This window comes from Enterobacter cloacae complex sp. S3, assembly GCF_014930495.1.
Taxonomy (GTDB): Bacteria; Pseudomonadota; Gammaproteobacteria; order Enterobacterales; family Enterobacteriaceae; genus Enterobacter; species Enterobacter asburiae_B.
In genome coordinates this window covers 91,920-111,423 of the sequence record NZ_JADBRD010000004.1, presented here as the reverse complement: position 1 = coordinate 111,423, position 19,504 = coordinate 91,920, and the positions used below count along the sequence as shown (strand labels likewise).

The following is a 19,504-nucleotide window of genomic DNA, read 5'->3' as shown; positions in this document are numbered from 1 at the left end:
GGATGGTTTCCAGTCGCCTTGAGATGCGCGGTATCAGCCTGGCCTTTTCCGGCTTTCAGGCGCTGTCGCGCGTGAATTTCACCTTAACCGGCGGATCCGTACACGCGCTGACCGGTGCCAACGGCGCGGGAAAATCGACCCTGATGGCGGTGCTGTGCGGGACGCACGACCACTATGAGGGCGAGATCAGCATCAACAACCAGCCGGTGAGCATCCGCGAACCGCTCGATGCCAAACGGCTGGGGATCCACCTTGTGCAGCAGGAAGTGGACGTAGCGCTGATCCCGGGGTTAAGCATTGCCGAAAACATCATGCTCGACCAGCTGGCGCTGCCGGGGCATCGCTTCAGCTGGCGCGCGATCCGCCAGCAGGCGAGACAGGCGCTGGCGCAGCTCGACGTGACGCTGGACGTTCGCCGTTCCATCGACGGCTGTTCGCTGGCCGAAAAGCAGCAGATTTTGCTGGCGCGGGCGCTGTCCCATCACTGCCGTTTTTTGATTCTTGATGAACCCACCGCGCCGCTGGACGCGCACGAGAGCGAGCGCCTGTTTGAGGTAGTGAGACGCTTAAAGCAGCAGGGCATCGGCGTGGTGTTTATCTCTCACCGCATTCACGAGCTGAAGGCCATCTGCGACACCCTGACGGTGCTGCGCGACGGCAAGCTGATCGAGTCCGGCCCGATGGCCGATCTTAGCGGCGAAGCGATCGTCGAGAAGATGCTCGGCCACGTGCTGAGCGATATCTATCCGCCCGCGCGGCCGCCGCACGGCGACGAAACGCTGTTACGCGTTGAGGGGCTTCACGACGACGCGCTGCTGAAAGATATCTCCCTGCACCTGCGCAAAGGCGAAATTCTCGGGATTGCCGGGCTGGCGGGGGCGGGGAAAACCGAACTCTGCAAGGCGCTGTTTGGCGCCAGCAAAAGCCGCGTGGCGCGCGGTGAGCTGAATCATCAATCCTGGCAGCCGCGCGACCCGGCCGACTCCGTGCTGCGCGGTCTGGCGCTGGTGCCGGAGGAGAGGCGGAAAGAGGGCATTTTTATCGACGAGCCGGTGAGCATGAACCTCGCCGTGTGCGCCGATAACAGCTTTTCGCGCTGGGGCCTGTTTGGCCATCGTCAGGCGTGGCGCTGGGCGGAAGAGGTCATCGCCCGCATCGGCGTGCGCGCGCGTGGGCCGGGGCAGGTGCTGCGCCGTCTTTCCGGCGGCAACCAGCAGAAGGTCGCCATCGGTAAATGGCTGCGCAATGACGCCAGCGTGCTGATATTCGACGAGCCGACCAAAGGCGTGGACGTGAAGGCCAAAACCGATCTGTTCCAGCTGATTGACGGCCTGGCGCGCGAGGGCAAAGGGGTGATTTACGCCTCGGGCGAGTTTTCCGAGCTGGTCGGGCTATGCGACCGCATCTGCGTGCTATGGGACGGGCGCATCGTGGCGGAAATCGCCGGGGCCGAGGCCCGCGAAGAGACACTACTTTATTATTCAACCGGAGGAACGGCGTCGTGAGCAAGGCCCTTTCAGTGAACGCGGCGGCGTCTGGCCGCCAGCAGATTTTCGATTTTCTCTACAGGTGGGGCATGCTGTTAACCGTCGTCGCGCTGGTGGCCGTCTTTGGCCTGGCGTCGGACAGCTTCCTCGATCCGAACAACATCATCAATATCCTGCGCTCGATTGCCATCGTGACGGTGATTGCCATTGGCGTGTCGATCTCGTTGACCATCGGCGGGTTCGATCTCTCCGTGGGATCCACCGCCTCGCTGGCGAACGCGCTGGTGATTTCGCTTTTCGTCTGGCACGGTTTTGGCACCACCGAGTCGATTTTGATCACCCTCGCGCTCTGCACGCTGGTGGGGCTGTTTAACGCCTTTCTGATCGTCATCCTGCGCATTCCGGACATGCTCGCGACGCTTGCCAGCCTGTTTGTGATCCAGGGCGTGGCGATGACCTACAGCTACGGCGGGTCGATTACCGAGAACATGGTGCTGCCGAGCGGCGACATGGCGGAAGGGATCATTCCGGCGGCGTTCAGCCTGCTGGGGCAGGTGCCGACCATCGTGATCGTCATGCTGGTGGTGACCGTGCTGGCGCAGCTGGGCCTGTCGCTCACTACGCATGGCCGACGCATGTACGCCATCGGCGGCAACCCCGAAGCGGCGCGCCTCTCCGGCATTCGCACCACGCGCTACAAGGTGGCGGCCTACGTGATTGCCTCGCTGCTGGCGGGTCTGGGCGGGATTTTGCTGGCTTCACGCATCGGCTCGTCGCAGGTGAATGCGGGCGGCGGATACCTGATGGATGCGGTGGCGGCGGCGTGGATTGGCTTCTCGCTGGCCGGATCCGGCAAGCCGAACGCGCTGGGAACCCTGGTTGGGGCGGTCATTCTCGGCGTGCTGTCGAACGGGCTGGTGATGCTCTCCGTGCCGTATTACGCCATGGACATTATAAAAGGGCTGGTGCTCGCGGTAGCGCTGGCGATTACCTACATACAAAAACGCTGACAACACAACGGGATAAAAAAATGAAAAAGATTGCACTCTCTTTGGTGGCACTTGGGTTGCTCACGGCTCTGCCAGGCTTCGCGGCCACGCCCGCGCCGCTTCCGGCAGCCATTGCGAACCATGACGGCCCGATCCGCATCGCGGTGATCCGTAACCTCGGCTCAGATGACAACACCACGCAGTTTATTGCTGGCGCAATTCAGGAAGGGAAAAAGCTCGGCTTTAAGGTCAGCACCTTTTTAAGCAACGGGGACGACGCCAAATTCCAGGACTTTGTGAACCAGGCCATCAGCCAGAAGTATGACGGGATTATTCTCTCTCAGGGGCGCGATCCGTACTCCACCGCGCTGGTGAAGAAAGCGGTGGATGCCGGGATCAAAGTCGCCGTCTTTGATACCGCCGTTAACGGTGAGATCCCGGGCGTGACCGTCACCCAGCAGGACGATGCCTCCCTGACGAACCTCTCCTTCGGCCAGCTGGCGAAAGATTTTAACGGCAAGGCCAATATCGTCAAGCTGTGGGTGGCGGGCTTCCCGCCGATGGAGCGTCGTCAGGCGGCCTATAAAGAGCTGCAAAAGCAGTATCCGGACATCAAAGAGCTGGAGTCTATCGGCGCCGTGTCCTCTGACGTGCAGGGCGATACCGCCAACAAGGTGGGGGCGATCCTGGCGAAATACCCGAAAGGCAAAATTGACGCCATCTGGGGAACCTGGGACGCCTTCAGTCAGGGCGCGTATAAGGCGCTGAAAGAGAACGGCCGCACCGAGATCAAGCTCTACAGCATCGACATCTCTAACCAGGATCTGCAGCTGATGCGCGAGCCGGGCAGCGCGTGGAAGGTGAGCGTGGCGGTGGATCCGAAGCTGATTGGCGCAACTAACGTGCGTCTGGTGGCGAACAAGATTGCCGGGGAAGCCACGCCTGCGACCTACGATTTCAAAGCGGCGGCCATTCCTCAGGCGCTGCTGACCGCCCAGCCGGGCCCGGTGAACGTGGCGTCGCTGGGGAAAATCATTCCGGGCTGGGGCCAGACGGAAGATTTTATCGCGCCGTGGTTTGCGACGCTGGAAGCGAAGAATAAATAAAACCAGGCCGGGTGGCGTCAGGTGCGGCCTGATGCCCTCATCCCGGCCCTCTCCCACAGGGAGAGGGGGAAAACCCAAAGGAGCTAACGGTGACGCAAGTACCCCTTCCAGAATACAGCCGCAATATGCGGCTGATTGGCCATAGCGATCAGGGCGGTCGCCCGGACGGCGTGCAGCTGATGGTCCATCGCGGTTTCGCCTATATCGGCCATATGGTGTCGCAGGGATTTTCGATTGTCGACGTGCGCGACCCGAAAAACCCGAAAGCGGCGGGCTACGTGCCCGCGCCGCCCGGCACCTGGAACGTGCATCTGCAGGCGCATGACGACCTGCTGCTGGTGATTAACGCCCGGGATCTGTTTGCCGATGCCCGCTTTGCCGACGAGAAGGTCTACTACACACGCCAGGTGGGGGAGACCGTCAGCGACGTGCAGGACAAAGGCTGGAGCGCCGGGCTGCGGGTGTTTGATATCTCCACGCCCGACAGGCCGCGCGAAATCGGCTTTCTGTCGCTGAGCGGCATCGGCATCCACCGCATCTGGTACGTCGGCGGCCGCTGGGCGTATGTGTCAGCGCTGATCGACGGCTTTACCGACTACATCTTCCTGACCATCGATCTGGCCGATCCGCGTAAGCCTGAAGTGGCGGGGCGCTGGTGGCTGCCGGGGATGAACCAGGCCGAAGGGGAGAAGCCGAACTGGCCGGAAGGGAAACGCTACGCGCTGCATCACGCGATTATCGCGGGCGATACCGCCTACGGCAGCTGGCGCGACGGCGGCCTGACGCTGCTGGACGTGAAGGACCGCACCCGGCCGAAGCTGATTAGCCACCGCAACTGGAGTCCGCCGTTTGGCGGCGGGACGCACACCGCGCTGCCGCTGCCGGACCGCGATTTGCTGGTGGTGCTGGACGAAGCGGTGCTGGATAACCAGGAGGACGGCGAAAAGCTGATCTGGCTGTTTGATATCCGCGAGCCGTCGAACCCGGTCAGCATCTCGACCTTCCCGCAGCCGGATGAAACCGACTACGTGGCGAAAGGGGCGCATTTTGGCCCGCATAACCTGCACGAGAACCGGCCGGGGAGCTTTGTCAGCTCGACGCTGATTTTTGCGACCTATCAGAACGCGGGGGTGCGGGCGTATGACATTTCCAATCCGTATCGACCGGTGGAAACCGGTGCGCTGGTGCCCGCCGCGCCGGAGAGAATGATGGACACGCGGCCAAATCGCCCGCAGGTGATCCAGTCGTGCGACGTGTTTGTGGATGCGCAGGGGATAATTTACAGCACGGATTATAACGGCGGGCTGTCGGTGATTGAGTATCTGGGATGAGTGCGGTTTGATGCCCTCACCCCGGCCCTCTCCCACAGGGAGAGGGAGAAAACCAAATGTAATCAGCTGTACTGCCGCACCCGTGCCACCAGATCTTCGGCGCTGTCGATGCGGTCGGCAATGACAATCAGCGCTTTACCGAGCGTTATCGCGTGGCGCAGGCACTCGTGGCGCATCGCCTCGTCCTGGATGGTGTCGATATCCGCGACGTGGGAAAGCCCGACGCTGCGGCGAATGAGCTCGGTGCCGCAGAAGCCGATGGCGTCATGCCAGACCTTTTTCAGGAACGCGGAGGCATAGCCCGGCGCGCCGAGCGCGGCGTCGCGCGTTTTCTCGTTTGCCAGCGCCTGGAAGCGTTCCGCGAAGGTGTTCCACAGCTCCTGAATATCGGTCAGGCGCTGCTCGCGCGCGGCGGCGGCATCGCGAATGCCCAGATGCCCCGGCAGGCCGCAGAAGTTCAGCAGCAGGTTGCCGATGGCGGTACCGACGTCAAAGCCAATCGGGCCAAAGTAGCCGAACTCGGCGTCGATGGCCTTCAGGCTGCCGTCAGCCACAAAAATCGAGCCGCTGTGAATATCGCCGTGCAGGAGCGCTTCGGCGTGCGAGAAGAAGCGGTGCTTCAGGGAAGCTACGGCAATTTTAAGCTGAGCGTCGTCGCGCAGGGCCGCGACGTCATTTTCCAGCTCGGCCGGGTAGCTGTTGCGTTCGTGGATCTGGTACGGATCGTTGAAGAACAGATCTTCGGTGATCTCGCACATCTCCGGGTTGATGAATTTCGCCACCTGCGCTTTTTTCGCGTGCGGGTGCAGGTAGAAATCGCTGGTGTGGAACAGCGCGTGGGCGAGGTATTCGCCCAGCTGACGGGCCGCCTGCGGGTAGTAAATGTTTTTAATCAGCTCGCCGCGCCAGATGCGATGGCTGGAGAGGTCTTCCATCACCATCACCGCCAGCTCCGGGTCAAAGTGGTGGATTTTCACGGTGTGCTGCGGGCTGTGCTGGTAGTGCTCGACCAGCGTTTGCGCTTCAAGGCGGGCGCGGTCCAGCGTCAGCGGCCAGGATTCGCCGACGCAGCGCACGTAGGGCAGCGCCTGCTTAACGACGATTCGGCTCACGCCCGCGCCGTCGAAAATTTTGAATACCAGATTGAGGTTGCCGTCGCCTACTTCCTGCGCCTCTACCAGCGATGAAGGATCGTCAAGTCCGCCAAACTGCCTGGCATACTCCACGGCGTCCTGAGCGGTAAAGGTACGGTATTGCGACATGGCCTGCTCCTCACGAGTTTTCTAATTAAGACATGTAGACGTCTATACATCTGGATTTCATCCTGACACAATGTGCTACAACAACGCAACAGGGAATTAACGACATGCAGACATTACAGACGACCAGCCTGCGGGTGGCGGATAATCAGCTCTTTATTCTCGATCAGCAGGCGCTTCCGCAGGAGAAACGCTGGCTGGATGCCTCGACGGTAGAGGCGCTGGTCGGACATATCCACGCCCTGCGCGTGCGCGGCGCGCCGCTGATTGGTCTCTCTGCAAGCCTGCTGCTGGCGCTGCTGGCGGAAAACGGCAAAAGCCGCGACGAGCTGGCGGCGGCGCTGGAAACCCTGCGCGCATCCCGCCCGACGGCGGTGAACCTGATGAACAATCTCGACCGAATGAAGCTCGCCCTGTGGCAGGAAGATTTTGTACCGGCGCTGGTCGCCGAAGCGCTGCGCCTGATTGACGAAGACAAACGGCTTTGCGACGCGATTGCCAAAGCCGGCAGCGCGCTGGTGAAGCCCGGCAGCCGTCTGCTGACCCACTGCAACACCGGCGGGCTGGCAACGGCGGGTGTCGGCACCGCGCTGGGCGTGATTGCCCGCGCGCATCAGGAGGGTAACGTCAGCAGCGTCTGGGTGGATGAAACCCGTCCGCTGCTGCAGGGCGGCAGATTGACCGCGTGGGAGCTTGGCGAGCTGGGGGTGCCGTATCGGCTGATTACCGACTCCATGGCCGCCAGCCTGATGGCAAAAGGGGAAGTGGACGCCGTGTGGGTGGGCGCAGACCGCATTGCCGCCAACGGCGACGTGGCGAACAAGATCGGCACCTATTCCCTGGCGGTGCTGGCGAAGTTCCACGGCGTTCCGTTCTACGTGGCCGCCCCGCAAACGACCCTCGATCCGGACTGCCCGAACGGGGATGCGATCCCCATTGAGCAGCGCGCCGCCAGCGAGGTGACGGGCGTGGCCGGAAGCTTTGGCGCGGTGCAGTGGGCGCCGGAAAACGCGCAGGTCTATAACCCGGCGTTTGACGTCACACCTGCCTCGCTGATCAGCGGCTGGGTGCTGGATACGGGCGTAGTCACGCCGGAAGCGGTGGCAAACGGGAAATTCGCCTGAGTCCGGCTATCCTTTAAGGGATTCCCCTGAGAGGACAATATCGTGACGCTCGATCCTGAAACTGACTTAAAACTGGAGCGCGTGGTGGACGCACCGCGCGACCTGCTGTGGCTCTGCTGGACCACGCCGGAACACATCAAAAACTTCTTCATTCCTGCTCCCCATAAGGTGACCGAATGCGATCTCGATCTCCGCGTGGGCGGGCGGTTCAACACCGTGTTTGAGGTGGACGGGCAGCGGATGGATAACCGGGGCGTCTTTCTGGAAATCGATCCCGGTCAAAAGCTGGTCTTTACCGACGGCTATACCGAAGGCTGGAAACCGGCCGAGAAGCCGTTTATGACGGCGATCCTGCTTCTGGAAGATGTGGGCGAGGGCAAGACCCGCTACACGGCGATTGCTCGTCATCCGACGAAGGAAATCCGCGAGCAGCATGAGCAGATGGGCTTCCACGAAGGGTGGGGGATTGTGCTGGATCAGCTGGTGGGGTATGTGAAAGGACTGGAGCGTTGAAGCTCGAGCGGCCTGATGCCCTCACCCCGACCCTCTCCCACAGGGAGAGGGAGCAAACACTAAAAACGGCAGCTCTAGCTGCCGTTTTGCTTTTACCTATGCGAGGCGTGGATACGCATCCGCGATGGCATCGCCCGTAAACTGCGCCACCCAGCCTTCCGGGTTATCGAAAATACGAATCGCCGTAAAGTTCGGCTCGGAGCCCATATCAAACCAGTGCGGCGTGCCCGCGGGAACGGAAATCAGGTCGTTTTTTTCGCACAGCACCTGATATACCTCATCGCCAATGTGCAGGCAGAACAGTCCCGCGCCTTCCACGAAGAAGCGCACTTCGTCTTCGCCGTGGGTGTGTTCGTTCAGGAACTTCGCGCGCAGCGCCTCTTTCTGCGGGTTGTCGGCGCGCAGGCTGATCACGTCCCAGCTCTGATAGCCTTTCTCCGCCACCAGCTTGTCGATCGCATGCTGATACGCCTCGATCACGGCTTCGGGCGCGGGATCGTGTCCTAAATCGCGATCCGCCGCCCAGCGTTCAAACCGCACGCCTTTGGCATTGAGCTGCTGGGCGATCTCGGCGACGTCGGTGCTGTGCCACTGGTGTTGACTGGCGTCTTTATCGGAATAAATGGTCAATGCGCTCATGAAGGGATCTGCTCCGGATTAATCTCGTCAAACTGGTGGACCTGATGGTGATGGCTTGCGCCGTCATCATCACCGCGAATCAGCTGCAGTGTGCGAAAACCTGCCTGTTCAGCCGCGTCCAGCTCCTGATGAATATCGGACAGGAACAGGATCTGCGACGGGGCGATGCCCGTTTGTGCCGCAATGTTCTGATAGGACTGCACCTCGCGCTTGGCGCCGATGTGGGTATCAAAATAGCCGCTGAACAGATGAGTAATATCACCTTCGTCGCTGTAGCCAAATAACAGTTTCTGCGCGGCGACGGAGCCAGAGGAATAAACATAGAGATCAATCCCTTGCGCTTTCCACTTTTCCAGCGCAGGCAGTACGTCCGGGTAGAGGTGGCCGGTAAAGTCGCCGTTCACGTAGCCGTCATGCCAGATGATCCCCTGCAGGGCTTTGAGCGCCGTGGATTTGCGGTCCTCATCCATAAAGGCAAACAGGGCGTCGATAAGCTCGCTGACGCTGGCGTGCGGGTTACCGATTTCATCACGAAGGTTGTCCAGAATGGATTTGACCGGCTCGGCGTACTGCTGCGCGGTCACGAAGGCCGCCAGCCGCTCACGCGCGTAGGGGAACAAAACGTCATGGACAAAACGGATATCGCTGGTGGTCCCTTCAATATCCGTCACAATCGCGCGAATCATACTCTCTCCAGTTGTCGTAAACGCATTTCGCATTCAAATAAGAATTCTAGTCCTTCCAGATGACGGCGGGCCTCGGCCACGTCGCGTCCCCAGCAGGTTAAGCCATGACCGCGCAGAAGAAAACCATAATTAAGCGGGCGTTCCTGTGCGTAATGGGCGATTCGGGAGGCGAGGGCGTCAATATCCTGGTCGTTATCGAAGACCGGGATAGCCACCGTATCCAGATGCGTGGTCTGCCCGGTGAGGGATTTTTGCATCTCAAAGCCGCTGATGTTGAGCTCGGCTTCTTTGACCAGACGCGACAGCACCGTGGCGTTGACGGTATGAACGTGCAGGACGGCGTTGGCTTCCGGGAACAGGCGATAAATCAGCGTGTGAAGACCGGTTTCCGCCGACGGCCTGCGGCCAGACGGCGCGCGGTTGGTGGCGATTTCAACCTGCAGAAAATCCGCCGTTGTCAGGCTGCCTTTGTCTTTGCCGGATTCGCTGAGCCAGCAGAGGCGCTCGTCCTGACGCACCGACATGTTGCCGCCGGTGGCGGGTGCCCAGCCTTTGGCGCCAATCCAGCGGCAGGCGTCGACAAGATGTGTGAGTTGCAGGTTGTCTGTCATTTCCTTTTACCCTCGCGGCCAGGAATATTCATATGGTTTAGACGTCTAAGCGTCTTGATTGCCAAAGACTAACATCGTGTTATAGTGGCAGCAACATAAGTATTACAAGCAGGCACGACACAATGAGCAATAACGCATTGATTCCTCAGAGTAAACTTCCCAATCTCGGTACTACCATCTTTACGCAGATGAGCGCTCTGGCGCAGCAGCACAACGCCATTAACCTTTCTCAGGGATTCCCGGATTTCGACGGCCCGACCTATCTGCAGGAGCGCCTGGCGTACCACGTGGCGCAGGGGGCGAATCAGTATGCGCCGATGACGGGCGTGCAGGCGCTGCGGGAAGCCATTGCGGATAAAACGGCGGAGCTGTACGGCCATAAGCCCGATGCGAACAGCGATATTACGGTGACGGCAGGGGCGACCGAAGCGCTCTATGCGGCCATCACCGCGCTGGTGCGTACGGGCGATGAAGTTATCTGCTTTGATCCGAGCTACGACAGCTATGCGCCTGCGGTTGAACTCTCCGGCGGCGTGGTGAAACGCGTGGCGCTCCAGCCGCCGCATTTTCGCCCTGACTGGCAGGCGTTTGCTGCGCTGCTGAGCGACAAAACCCGCCTGGTGATCCTGAATACCCCGCACAACCCGTCGGCGACGGTGTGGCAAAAGGCCGATTTCGCCGCGCTGTGGCAGGCGATTGCGGAACGTGAAATTTACGTGCTGAGCGATGAAGTCTACGAGCACATCTGCTTTGCAGAAGAAGGACACGCCAGCGTGCTGGCCCATCCGCAGCTTCGCGAGCGTGCTATCGCCGTCTCGTCATTCGGTAAGACTTACCATATGACCGGCTGGAAAGTGGGCTACTGCGTCGCACCGGCGGCTATTAGCGCCGAGCTGCGCAAGGTGCACCAGTACCTGACCTTTGCCGTGAACACGCCGGCTCAGCTGGCGCTGGCGGATATGCTGCGCGCCGAGCCGGAGCACTATCGCGAGCTGCCGCATTTCTATCGTGAACGTCGGGATCTGTTTGTGACGGCGCTCAGCAAAAGCCGTCTGGAGATTTTGCCCTCAGAAGGGACCTATTTCCTGCTCGCCGACTACAGCGCGATATCGGATCTGGACGACGTGAGTTTCTGCCAGTGGCTGACGAAAGAGGTGGGCGTAGCCGCCATTCCGCTGTCGGTATTCTGCGCCGATCCCTTCCCGCATAAGCTGATTCGTCTTTGCTTTGCGAAGCAGGAATCGACGCTGCTGGCGGCGGCAGAGCGCCTGAACACGCTCTGATTATTTCACCGTCCAGGCTTCTGAGTAACGACGGTCTGCAAACAGCTCCAGCAGACCGTTGATTTGCTTGAGGCGCAAGACTTCATCGCCGTCCATTCCCAGCTCCTTGCTTATTCTCTCGTCATTCCAGCCAAGCTGCACCAGCTCGCGAACGATCTCCGACATAGCGTTAATCTGGTGTCGACCCCGCGCCCGGTTGTGACGAATAGTGGCAGCCATACGGTCATGTTTATCCTGTCGGTCCTGGCGCAGGAAGGTCACAGGGAGATAACCCTTGAGCTGGTGCTTCAGTGCCGCCCGATTTGTACCGATTTCATGGCGATGAAAACCATCCACAATTTCGTAGTGTTGCGGTTCACTTTCTGTCACAACGATAGGTTGGGTGAATCCATCGAGTTCCAGCGACTTACTGAGCAGCCTTTTTTCTGGCGGGGCAACATTATTGGGGTTGTAGTCGTTAGCGGTAATAGCGTCCTGTCTGATCCAGAGGACGCAGTCTATCGGTTGTGCACGAAACGGACTGTGTTTATGGATCGCTTCACGAAAGGCATTTATGGCGTTAATGCGTTCCTCTTCGGGAAGTGACTGAAGGTACGTTTCCATCTCGTTGATTAGTTTTTGTCGCATAATATGCCCCACTCCTTGCGTTTCGCCTTCACTCTGTCGCTGTAGCGCTGATAATGTTTGGGTTTATTTGGGCTGAACGATAGCGCCCTGCACCAGTAGTCGTTATTCAGGAGAACCTTACAAATACGGCGCCATGAGGGAACATCTTTGGCACCGATATCACCGTCCTGCGTATCGGGAATCTCCTCTGTGCCTCTCTTCTGATACCAGTGCAGATAAATGGCGATTTTATTGCGGTAATGCTCAGCCGTATTTTGCGGCATGCTGTCGAGGAGCAGCATGGCATATTCGCGCCAGCACAGGTGTTCGGGTTTCAGAATTTTTCGGTGACCATAAAAATGGTTATCGTGTCCGGCGTACATCCCCCCGCTGCGCGCACCGCTCACGCGCTCACACATGGCCGCCCAGCGATCGGGCTCAACAACGTGGTAGAGCCATAATCCCTGGCGCTGTTCCGGACCAAAGGGTTCACAAATCCGCATGTAGCGTAGCGGCACGCCGGCCTGAAACATCAGGTCATAGAGTGGGTTATAGCAACACCCTGATTTGGCGAACCAGGTCCATATATCGGCGGTTTTCCAGTCGTAGAGAGGGTAGATATACCAGGCATGTCCTCCCGGTGCGACGGTTGTCCAGGGTTTATCGTCGGCAAACCGCTGTTTACGCGCCGACGCGACAGCCAGAAAACGGTTGTATGACTCATCGGCGCGGATGCCAATCAGTACCGCCGCCGGGCGATTGCAAGAGAACCAGTCTGAGAAACCGCGGACAAAGGTTTCAAACGTCATGCCTGGCTGGTAGAAGGGAAAAAAAGTGGGATCGGTTATCGCATCGTCAGGAGGCTGGCGGACCCATTGTGTGCCGGGTTCCCAGCATTGCCATTCCGGCTGGAATTGCGACAGTGAATTTTGCGTTGTCAGGGGGAGCGCGACCCACCAGAAATGGTCGATAACATCGCTGTACAACTCGCGCATATGTTCCACATGGATAATGGTATGGGAAAACTGCGCTTCCCAGTCGATAAAGAGCACATCTATTTTGATGTTCATCAGTCGCGCCTGCTGGGCAACCAGATGCAGCATGACGGTGGAGTCTTTACCTCCTGAAAAAGAAACACAGATTCTGGGTAAGTTTTCGAGCGTCCATTTTATTCGCTCCCGAGCAGCGGTAAGAACATCCTGATTTAAAGGGTATTTATAAATTGACATGCTTATTCTCATCCTGAGGAATAAATACCTGACTGTAGCGTTAATACTAATAAGAGGATTATATCAGTCAATAATTAATTGGATATGTAACGGTTATGCCGCGTAATTCTATAACGGTGGTGTATGTTTTAACGGTGTGGTTCCCATTTTGTGCGAGAACCACAGCAATATCTCACGGTAAGGATATTTCTTCAATAAAACTCGCGAATGCCGAGCTATTGAGTGCGGAACGATTGTACATCATGTAAATATCAATGCCGGGGAATTGAATGTCAGTTTCCACTTTTCGCAGGTTGAGGGCTGGCCCATATTGTTCGAAGGCCGGTGCGGGCACTAATCCTATGAGGTCGGACGAACCTATCACCGACAGAAGGGATATAAAAGAGTCGCTACGATAGACGATATTTCTTTCGGTTAACAGGTTTTCGGCCTTTTCCTGATAGTCTTTGAAGCTGTTTTCATCGTTCAGGTAGGCGGTGAAGTTTTCATTCAGAATTTCTTCACGGGTGGGATTTTCACTGAGACGGGGATGGCCCTCCCGACAAACGAGGACGAAAGGAAGTTTATGGTAGAGGCTACAGGCGACAGAATGATTGTTAGAAGAAGAAAACGAAAATATCAGGTCGGCTCTTCTGTAGGCTAAGAGATCTTCTGCTGAATCAGACGAAAGAAAAACATCATGTAATTCAATTGAATAGTTATGGTTTTCCATCAGCAGTTTTATAGGGTCAAGCGTTGCTTTCGTACTCATAAAATGCGGGCAATAAATGACAAAGTTCTTCTTCAATCCGCTGCTGTGCATGATATTGATAGTCTGCTCCAGCTGGTTCAGGTTCTGTTCCAGATGATGATGCAGATTGACGCCGACGGTCGTGGGCGTGATCCCTTTACCGGAACGGATAAACAGAGGATCGTTGAGTTGTCCTCTCAGACGCTGCAGTGACTGGCTCACGGCAGAGGGTGTGATATACAGCGTCTCGGCGGCTTTACTGATACTAAGGTGCTGGTAAATGCACTCGAAAATGACTAACAGATTAAGATCGAATTTTTTAAGGTCATACAGGTTTGCCATGTTTCGTCCTGAAGGTACTGCGTTTGCTGTGGTTATCATATAACTGATAACAATAGTTTAAGGCTAACCATTTATAACTCTTTCGGTTAGCTCTCTTAGTTTTAAATTAAATCATCTTAATATATCACGGTGGCAGATTATTGAAATAGCGCTTCAAAAGCGATTAAGACAATTTTATCTTAAGAAAGGGAACAATGATTTTAAATAACAACTGTCATTTATATATTGCGATAGTTTTATAATAAAAATAAATTTATAACGCACCGTAATGATGTTCGGCACAACCTATCACAGCCATAGGCAGGAATGCCTCTCTTATGGATTGCTCAATCCCTGTGCGGGTGGTGTAATCAAACGGCTGTTACCGCCTTGATATAAAGGGTTGTAGAGCGCAACGCAACGCCAGTCTCGGCTGGCACTGAATGTACCTGCGGGGAATTCAGGTATCAGGGCCGCCCGTTGAGGCGGCCTTTTTACTTTCAGGCTTTCCTGTAAAAGGTTCACCTTGTTGTCTTGTCGACGTTGTAAGGTTTGGCTGATTGATTTGATAAAGCATACGCATTAGCCCCGATGAATAAAGTTGGTTACCTTACATCTCAACGAAAACACGGAGGAAGTACAGATGTCTTTGATTAACACCAAAATTAAACCTTTCAAAAACCAGGCGTTCAAAAACGGTGAGTTCATCGAAGTTACCGAGAAAGATACCGAAGGCCGCTGGAGCGTCTTCTTCTTCTATCCGGCTGACTTTACCTTCGTTTGCCCGACTGAACTGGGTGACGTTGCAGACCATTACGATGAACTGCAGAAGCTGGGCGTAGACGTTTACTCCGTCTCTACCGATACCCACTTCACCCACAAAGCATGGCACAGCAGCTCCGAAACCATCGCGAAAATCAAATACGCGATGATCGGCGACCCGACTGGCGCCCTGACCCGTAACTTCGACAACATGCGTGAAGATGAAGGCCTGGCTGACCGCGCCACCTTCGTTGTTGACCCGCAGGGCATTATCCAGGCTATCGAAGTTACCGCTGAAGGTATCGGCCGTGATGCGTCTGACCTGCTGCGTAAAGTGAAAGCCGCTCAGTACGTGGCTTCTCACCCAGGCGAAGTGTGCCCGGCGAAATGGAAAGAAGGCGAAGCGACGCTGGCTCCATCCTTAGATCTGGTTGGTAAAATCTAAGTTTTGCCCATTCGGTAATTAATGGGCGCACCCGCGCCCATTTCATTCCAGCACCATGATGCAAGTTGCATTCAGGCCGCCCGTATAAGGCAGCTTGCATGATGACGTCTTAAGAGAGGGAAGAACAATGCTCGACACTAACATGAAAACCCAGCTCAAGGCCTACCTTGAGAAACTGACCAAACCCGTTGAGCTGATTGCCACGCTGGACGACAGCGCCAAATCGGCAGAGATCAAGGAACTGCTGGCGGAGATCGCCGAGCTGTCGCCGAAAGTGACCTTCAAAGAAGACAACGCGCTGCCGGTCCGTAAGCCCTCTTTCCTGATTACCAACCCAGGATCCGACCAGGGACCGCGCTTTGCCGGCTCGCCGCTGGGTCACGAATTTACCTCACTGGTGCTGGCGCTGCTGTGGACCGGTGGTCATCCGTCAAAAGAAGCGCAGGCGCTGCTGGAGCAGATCCGCGATATCGACGGTGATTTCGAATTTGAAACCTATTACTCGCTCTCCTGCCACAACTGCCCGGACGTGGTGCAGGCGCTGAACCTGATGTCGGTTCTGAACCCGCGCATCAAGCACACGGCGATTGACGGCGGTACCTTCCAGAATGAAATCACCGATCGTAACGTGATGGGCGTTCCGGCCGTCTACATGAACGGCAAAGAGTTCGGCCAGGGCCGCATGACGCTGACTGAAATCGTTGCCAAAGTGGATACCGGTGCTGAAAAACGTGCGGCGGAAGAGCTGAATAAACGCGATGCTTACGACGTGCTTATCGTCGGTTCCGGCCCTGCGGGCGCGGCGGCAGCGGTGTACTCTGCGCGTAAAGGTATTCGTACCGGCCTGATGGGCGAACGTTTTGGCGGCCAGGTGCTCGATACCGTGGACATCGAAAACTACATCTCCGTGCCGAAGACCGAAGGCCAGAAGCTGGCGGGGGCGCTGAAGGCGCACGTCAGCGACTACGACGTGGACGTGATTGACAGCCAGAGCGCCAGCAAGCTGGTTCCGGCAGCGGTCGAGGGTGGTTTACACCAGATTGAAACCGCGTCCGGCGCGGTGCTGAAAGCGCGCAGCATTATCATTGCCACCGGCGCGAAATGGCGCAACATGAACGTTCCGGGCGAAGATCAGTACCGTACCAAAGGCGTGACCTACTGTCCGCACTGCGACGGCCCGCTGTTTAAAGGTAAACGCGTGGCGGTGATCGGCGGCGGTAACTCCGGCGTGGAAGCGGCTATCGACCTGGCGGGGATTGTTGAGCACGTTACCCTTCTGGAGTTCGCTCCAGAGATGAAGGCCGACCAGGTTCTGCAGGATAAAGTTCGCAGCCTGAAAAACGTAGACATCGTACTGAACGCGCAGACCACGGAAGTGAAGGGCGACGGCAGCAAAGTGACCGGCCTGGAATACCGCGACCGCGTGAGCGGCGACGTGCACAGCGTTCAGCTGTCAGGGATCTTCGTGCAGATTGGTCTGCTGCCAAATACCACCTGGCTGCAAGGCTCGATTGAGCGCAACCGCATGGGCGAAATCATCATCGATGCGAAATGTGAAACCAGCGTGAAAGGCGTGTTTGCGGCGGGCGACTGCACCACCGTGCCGTACAAACAGATCATTATCGCCACGGGCGAAGGGGCGAAGGCGTCTCTGAGTTCCTTTGACTACCTGATTCGCACCAAAACCGCATAACAGAAGAAAGTAAGGCTACACCTGCAATAGCGAGAGGCCACCGAAAGGTGGCCTCTTTTTTTATCTTACGACCATCACCGGTATATGGGTGTGGCGGATCACGCTGGAGGCGTTAGAGCCCAGCAGATGCGTGGTAATGGAAGGGTTGCGCGAACCGATGACCACCACGTCTGCTTTCAGCTCGTTCGCCAGTTCGTTTACCGCATCGCGTACGCTGCCGAATCTGACGTGCGTTTTGATGCGCGAAGGGTCGATGCTGAAGTGGCTGACCATGGTTTGCAGTCGAGTTTCCGCTTCATGCTGCAAATGCTCCTCGAAGCGACGCACATCGGCGGCAAAGCGGTGCAGGCTCAGGCTGGCGGAACCCGGCAGTACGTGTAAAAGATGGATAACACCGTCCTGCTGCGCCAGGAACTCCGCATGGCGTACGGCCTTGTCGCTCAGCTCCATCTCAAAAACATCAACCGGCATAATGATTCTCTGATACATACCCGTTTCTCCTTGTTTATAAACGCTGAACTCATTCAACCATAAAATAGATATGGTTTCTGTAAGCGCCCCGTCAGTTTTCTTAAGTTGCCAGGATAAATCTCAAAAGGCCCGTATTCCGGGGCAGACCTTCAGGGGTAGCTACCCTTATACACTTACCTGGAACCTTTCGGAGGTCGCATGAAAGCACTTACGTATCACGGTCCGCACCATGTACGCGTCGAGAATGTCCCCGATCCCATTATCGAACAGCCCGACGATATCATTCTGCGCGTCACGGCCACGGCTATCTGCGGCTCCGATTTGCATCTCTATCGCGGAAAGATCCCGAAGGTGCAGCACGGCGACATTTTTGGCCATGAGTTTATGGGGGAAATCGTCGAGTGCGGCGCAGAGGTGAAGAATTTGCAAAAAGGCGATCGCGTGGTGATCCCCTTTGTCATTGCCTGTGGGGACTGTTTCTTCTGCCGTCTGCAGCAATACGCGGCCTGTGAGAATACCAATGCCGGGCAGGGCGCCGCGCTGAACAAAAAGCAAATCCCCGCGCCGGCCGCGCTGTTTGGCTACAGCCATCTCTACGGCGGCGTGCCGGGGGGACAGGCGGAATATGTCCGCGTGCCAAAAGGCAACGTCGGGCCGTTTAAGGTCCCGCAACTCCTCTCCGATGATAAGGCGCTGTTCCTTTCCGATATTTTGCCCACGGCCTGGCAGGCGGCAAAAAATGCGCAGATTGAAAAAGGCTCAAGCGTTGCGGTTTTCGGCGCCGGGCCGGTGGGGCTCCTGACCATTGCCTGCGCGCGGCTGTTAGGGGCCGAGCAGATCTTTGTTATCGATCACCACCCGTACCGTTTGCGATTTGCCGAGGCGCGTTACGGCGCAATCCCCATCAACTTTGATGATGATAACGACGCAGCGGAAAAAATCATCGAGCAGACCGCTGGCCAGCGCGGCGTTGATGCCGTGATTGATGCGGTAGGGTTCGAAGCGAAAGGCAGCACCACCGAAACGATCCTCAGCAATCTTAAAATTGAAGGCAGCAGCGGCAAAGCGCTGCGGCAGTGCATTGCTGCCGTTCGACGCGGTGGCGTAGTTAGCGTACCCGGCGTGTACGCCGGGTTTATTCATGGCTTCCTGTTTGGCGATGCCTTTGATAAGGGGCTGACGTTTAAGATGGGCCAGACGCACGTCCATGCCTGGCTGGGTGAGCTGCTGCCGCTGATCGAAAAAGGGCTGCTTACTCCGGAAGAGATCGTGACCCATTATCTCCCCCTTGCCGATGCGGAACGCGCCTATAAGGTATTCGAAAAACGGGAGGAGGAGTGCCGGAAGGTGATTCTGGTCCCTGGCGCAGAAACGCCTGAGGCCGCAGAGCAAAAAGTTAAGGGCCTGGTGAACGCTTTCCCGGGTGGGGTTGCATAAGTGCTCGCCTAGCTGTGGCGTTCAAGATAAAGCACGGCCATGACGATAATCGCCGCAATAATCAGAAAAATAAGTGTGATAACCAGTATCTCACTCATGACCGTCCCCACGGCACCAAAACAGATTAAGCGTGGATTAAGGGCTTTTTGCGCGATATAAGAAAATGGGGTGAATTTACGGAAAGAGGATGCGGCTGCATCCTCTGTGCAAAGCGGGTGGGCGCTTGTTCAGAAGTGGTTAACGCAGGTAATCGCCCGCGGCTTCTGGCTGGTAGAGCAGCGCCAGCACTTCAAGATGGGCAGAGGCGCCGCCCGGCAACTCCCAGTGGATGGTATCGCCCGTGCGCAGGCCCAGCAGTGCGGCACCCACAGGCGCAAGAACAGAAAGCTGTGTGCTGCTGTCGGTCATCTGAGCCGGGTAAACAAGCGTGCGGGTCAGCTCTTCACCGGTGGTCAGGTTGCGGAATTTTACCTGGCTGTTCATGGTGACCACGTCATGCGGCATCGTCTCAGGCGTGCACATCTGCGCCCGGTCGAGCTCCTCATTCAGGGCGTCGGCCACGGGAAGTGAGGCAAACTCCGCTTTTTCCAGCAGCCTGTCGATACGTTCTGCGTCGAGCTCGTTGATGATAATTGTAGGTCTGGACATTTTTACTCCATGTCGTTAATGCTGCGCGTAACGCAGAAACCAATCCAAAAGAAAACCCTCGCCGTCTGGCAGCGAGGGTTTAACTCTCCCGATGATACTGGCTGAGCGCGCAAGTTTGAAGTGATGAAGGTCAC

At 57.1% G+C, this 19,504-nt stretch carries 20 protein-coding genes; 10 read left to right on the top strand and 10 right to left on the bottom strand.

The genetic code is table 11. From position 1 onward, the window contains the following. Nucleotides 1–2: 2 nt before the first annotated feature. From IM317_RS00835 to IM317_RS00820, 4 genes are all read left to right on the top strand, one after another. The gene (locus IM317_RS00835; RefSeq protein ID WP_033144904.1) at nt 3–1,505 is read left to right on the top strand and encodes a sugar ABC transporter ATP-binding protein; all 1,503 of its coding nucleotides are present in this window, start codon (nt 3–5) and stop codon (nt 1,503–1,505) included. After that, nucleotides 1,502–2,497: an ABC transporter permease gene (locus IM317_RS00830; RefSeq protein ID WP_033144905.1), complete on the top strand. Its 996-nt coding sequence runs from the start codon at nt 1,502–1,504 to the stop codon at nt 2,495–2,497. Before IM317_RS00835 ends, IM317_RS00830 begins: the two co-directional genes overlap by 4 nt. Before the next feature lie 20 nt (nt 2,498–2,517). Beyond that, nucleotides 2,518–3,582, top strand: coding sequence for a sugar ABC transporter substrate-binding protein (locus IM317_RS00825; protein WP_033144906.1), 1,065 nt, complete (start codon nt 2,518–2,520; stop codon nt 3,580–3,582). A gap of 89 nt (nt 3,583–3,671) precedes the next feature. After that, nucleotides 3,672–4,913, top strand: coding sequence for an LVIVD repeat-containing protein (locus IM317_RS00820; protein ID WP_033144907.1), 1,242 nt, complete (start codon nt 3,672–3,674; stop codon nt 4,911–4,913). 62 nt (nt 4,914–4,975) lie between these two features. Here the strand turns inward: IM317_RS00820 and mtnK are convergent, their stop codons facing one another. Next, entirely contained in the window at nt 4,976–6,175 is a 1,200-nt protein-coding gene (gene mtnK / locus IM317_RS00815; protein WP_033144908.1) for an S-methyl-5-thioribose kinase, read from the bottom strand. 104 nt (nt 6,176–6,279) lie between these two features. Between mtnK and mtnA the strand changes: the two genes are divergently transcribed. Beyond that, the gene (gene mtnA, locus IM317_RS00810; protein ID WP_033144909.1) at nt 6,280–7,296 is read left to right on the top strand and encodes an S-methyl-5-thioribose-1-phosphate isomerase; all 1,017 of its coding nucleotides are present in this window, start codon (nt 6,280–6,282) and stop codon (nt 7,294–7,296) included. Nucleotides 7,297–7,338: 42 nt separating this feature from the next. Next, on the top strand, nt 7,339–7,809 hold the full coding sequence (locus IM317_RS00805; protein WP_033144910.1) for an SRPBCC family protein: 471 nt from the start codon (nt 7,339–7,341) through the stop codon (nt 7,807–7,809). A gap of 96 nt (nt 7,810–7,905) precedes the next feature. Here the strand turns inward: IM317_RS00805 and IM317_RS00800 are convergent, their stop codons facing one another. Genes IM317_RS00800 through IM317_RS00790 form a run of 3 tightly spaced genes read right to left on the bottom strand, consistent with a single transcriptional unit; the run spans nt 7,906 to nt 9,745 of the window. After that, a complete protein-coding gene (locus IM317_RS00800; RefSeq protein WP_033144911.1) occupies nt 7,906–8,448 on the bottom strand; it encodes an acireductone dioxygenase in 543 nt (180 codons plus the stop codon). Continuing rightward, on the bottom strand, nt 8,445–9,134 hold the full coding sequence (gene mtnC, locus IM317_RS00795; RefSeq protein ID WP_033144912.1) for an acireductone synthase: 690 nt from the start codon (nt 9,132–9,134) through the stop codon (nt 8,445–8,447). The genes IM317_RS00800 and mtnC overlap by 4 nt, the downstream gene beginning before the upstream one ends. Then, nucleotides 9,131–9,745, bottom strand: a complete 615-nt coding sequence (locus IM317_RS00790) for a methylthioribulose 1-phosphate dehydratase (protein ID WP_033144913.1) — start codon at nt 9,743–9,745, stop codon at nt 9,131–9,133. Before IM317_RS00790 ends, mtnC begins: the two co-directional genes overlap by 4 nt. Nucleotides 9,746–9,867: 122 nt before the next feature. Here IM317_RS00790 and IM317_RS00785 point away from each other — a divergent pair, with 122 nt between their 5' ends. Beyond that, nucleotides 9,868–11,028, top strand: a complete 1,161-nt coding sequence (locus tag IM317_RS00785) for a pyridoxal phosphate-dependent aminotransferase (protein ID WP_033144914.1) — start codon at nt 9,868–9,870, stop codon at nt 11,026–11,028. On the opposite strand, the gene IM317_RS00780 is transcribed toward IM317_RS00785, so the two are convergent. From IM317_RS00780 to IM317_RS00770, 3 genes are all read right to left on the bottom strand, one after another. Then, the gene (locus IM317_RS00780) at nt 11,029–11,655 is read right to left on the bottom strand and encodes a ParB/RepB/Spo0J family partition protein (RefSeq protein ID WP_033144915.1); all 627 of its coding nucleotides are present in this window, start codon (nt 11,653–11,655) and stop codon (nt 11,029–11,031) included. Then, a complete protein-coding gene (locus IM317_RS00775) occupies nt 11,640–12,863 on the bottom strand; it encodes a phosphoadenosine phosphosulfate reductase (protein ID WP_033144916.1) in 1,224 nt (407 codons plus the stop codon). The genes IM317_RS00780 and IM317_RS00775 overlap by 16 nt, the downstream gene beginning before the upstream one ends. 172 nt (nt 12,864–13,035) lie before the next feature. Next, complete coding sequence (locus IM317_RS00770) at nt 13,036–13,935, bottom strand: LysR family transcriptional regulator (protein WP_049014980.1); 900 nt, start codon at nt 13,933–13,935, stop codon at nt 13,036–13,038. 622 nt (nt 13,936–14,557) lie between these two features. Between IM317_RS00770 and ahpC the strand changes: the two genes are divergently transcribed. Together ahpC and ahpF are read left to right on the top strand one after the other, a co-directional pair. Continuing rightward, nucleotides 14,558–15,121: an alkyl hydroperoxide reductase subunit C gene (gene ahpC, locus IM317_RS00765; protein WP_008501015.1), complete on the top strand. Its 564-nt coding sequence runs from the start codon at nt 14,558–14,560 to the stop codon at nt 15,119–15,121. 127 nt (nt 15,122–15,248) lie between these two features. Then, nucleotides 15,249–16,814, top strand: a complete 1,566-nt coding sequence (ahpF, locus tag IM317_RS00760) for an alkyl hydroperoxide reductase subunit F (RefSeq protein WP_033144917.1) — start codon at nt 15,249–15,251, stop codon at nt 16,812–16,814. A gap of 60 nt (nt 16,815–16,874) precedes the next feature. Here ahpF and uspG read toward each other — a convergent pair whose 3' ends face one another. Continuing rightward, complete coding sequence (gene uspG / locus IM317_RS00755; RefSeq protein WP_023310731.1) at nt 16,875–17,303, bottom strand: universal stress protein UspG; 429 nt, start codon at nt 17,301–17,303, stop codon at nt 16,875–16,877. A 180-nt stretch (nt 17,304–17,483) separates the two neighbouring features. On the opposite strand from uspG, the gene IM317_RS00750 reads away from it, so the two are divergent. Continuing rightward, entirely contained in the window at nt 17,484–18,722 is a 1,239-nt protein-coding gene (locus IM317_RS00750) for a zinc-dependent alcohol dehydrogenase (protein WP_032661072.1), read from the top strand. 8 nt (nt 18,723–18,730) lie between these two features. Here the strand turns inward: IM317_RS00750 and yldA are convergent, their stop codons facing one another. Together yldA and rnk are read right to left on the bottom strand one after the other, a co-directional pair. Further along, the gene (gene yldA / locus IM317_RS24160) at nt 18,731–18,820 is read right to left on the bottom strand and encodes a small membrane protein YldA (protein ID WP_272481390.1); all 90 of its coding nucleotides are present in this window, start codon (nt 18,818–18,820) and stop codon (nt 18,731–18,733) included. 139 nt (nt 18,821–18,959) lie between these two features. Next, nucleotides 18,960–19,370, bottom strand: a complete 411-nt coding sequence (gene rnk, locus IM317_RS00745) for a nucleoside diphosphate kinase regulator (protein ID WP_033144918.1) — start codon at nt 19,368–19,370, stop codon at nt 18,960–18,962. Between the last annotated feature and the right edge of the window lie 134 nt (nt 19,371–19,504).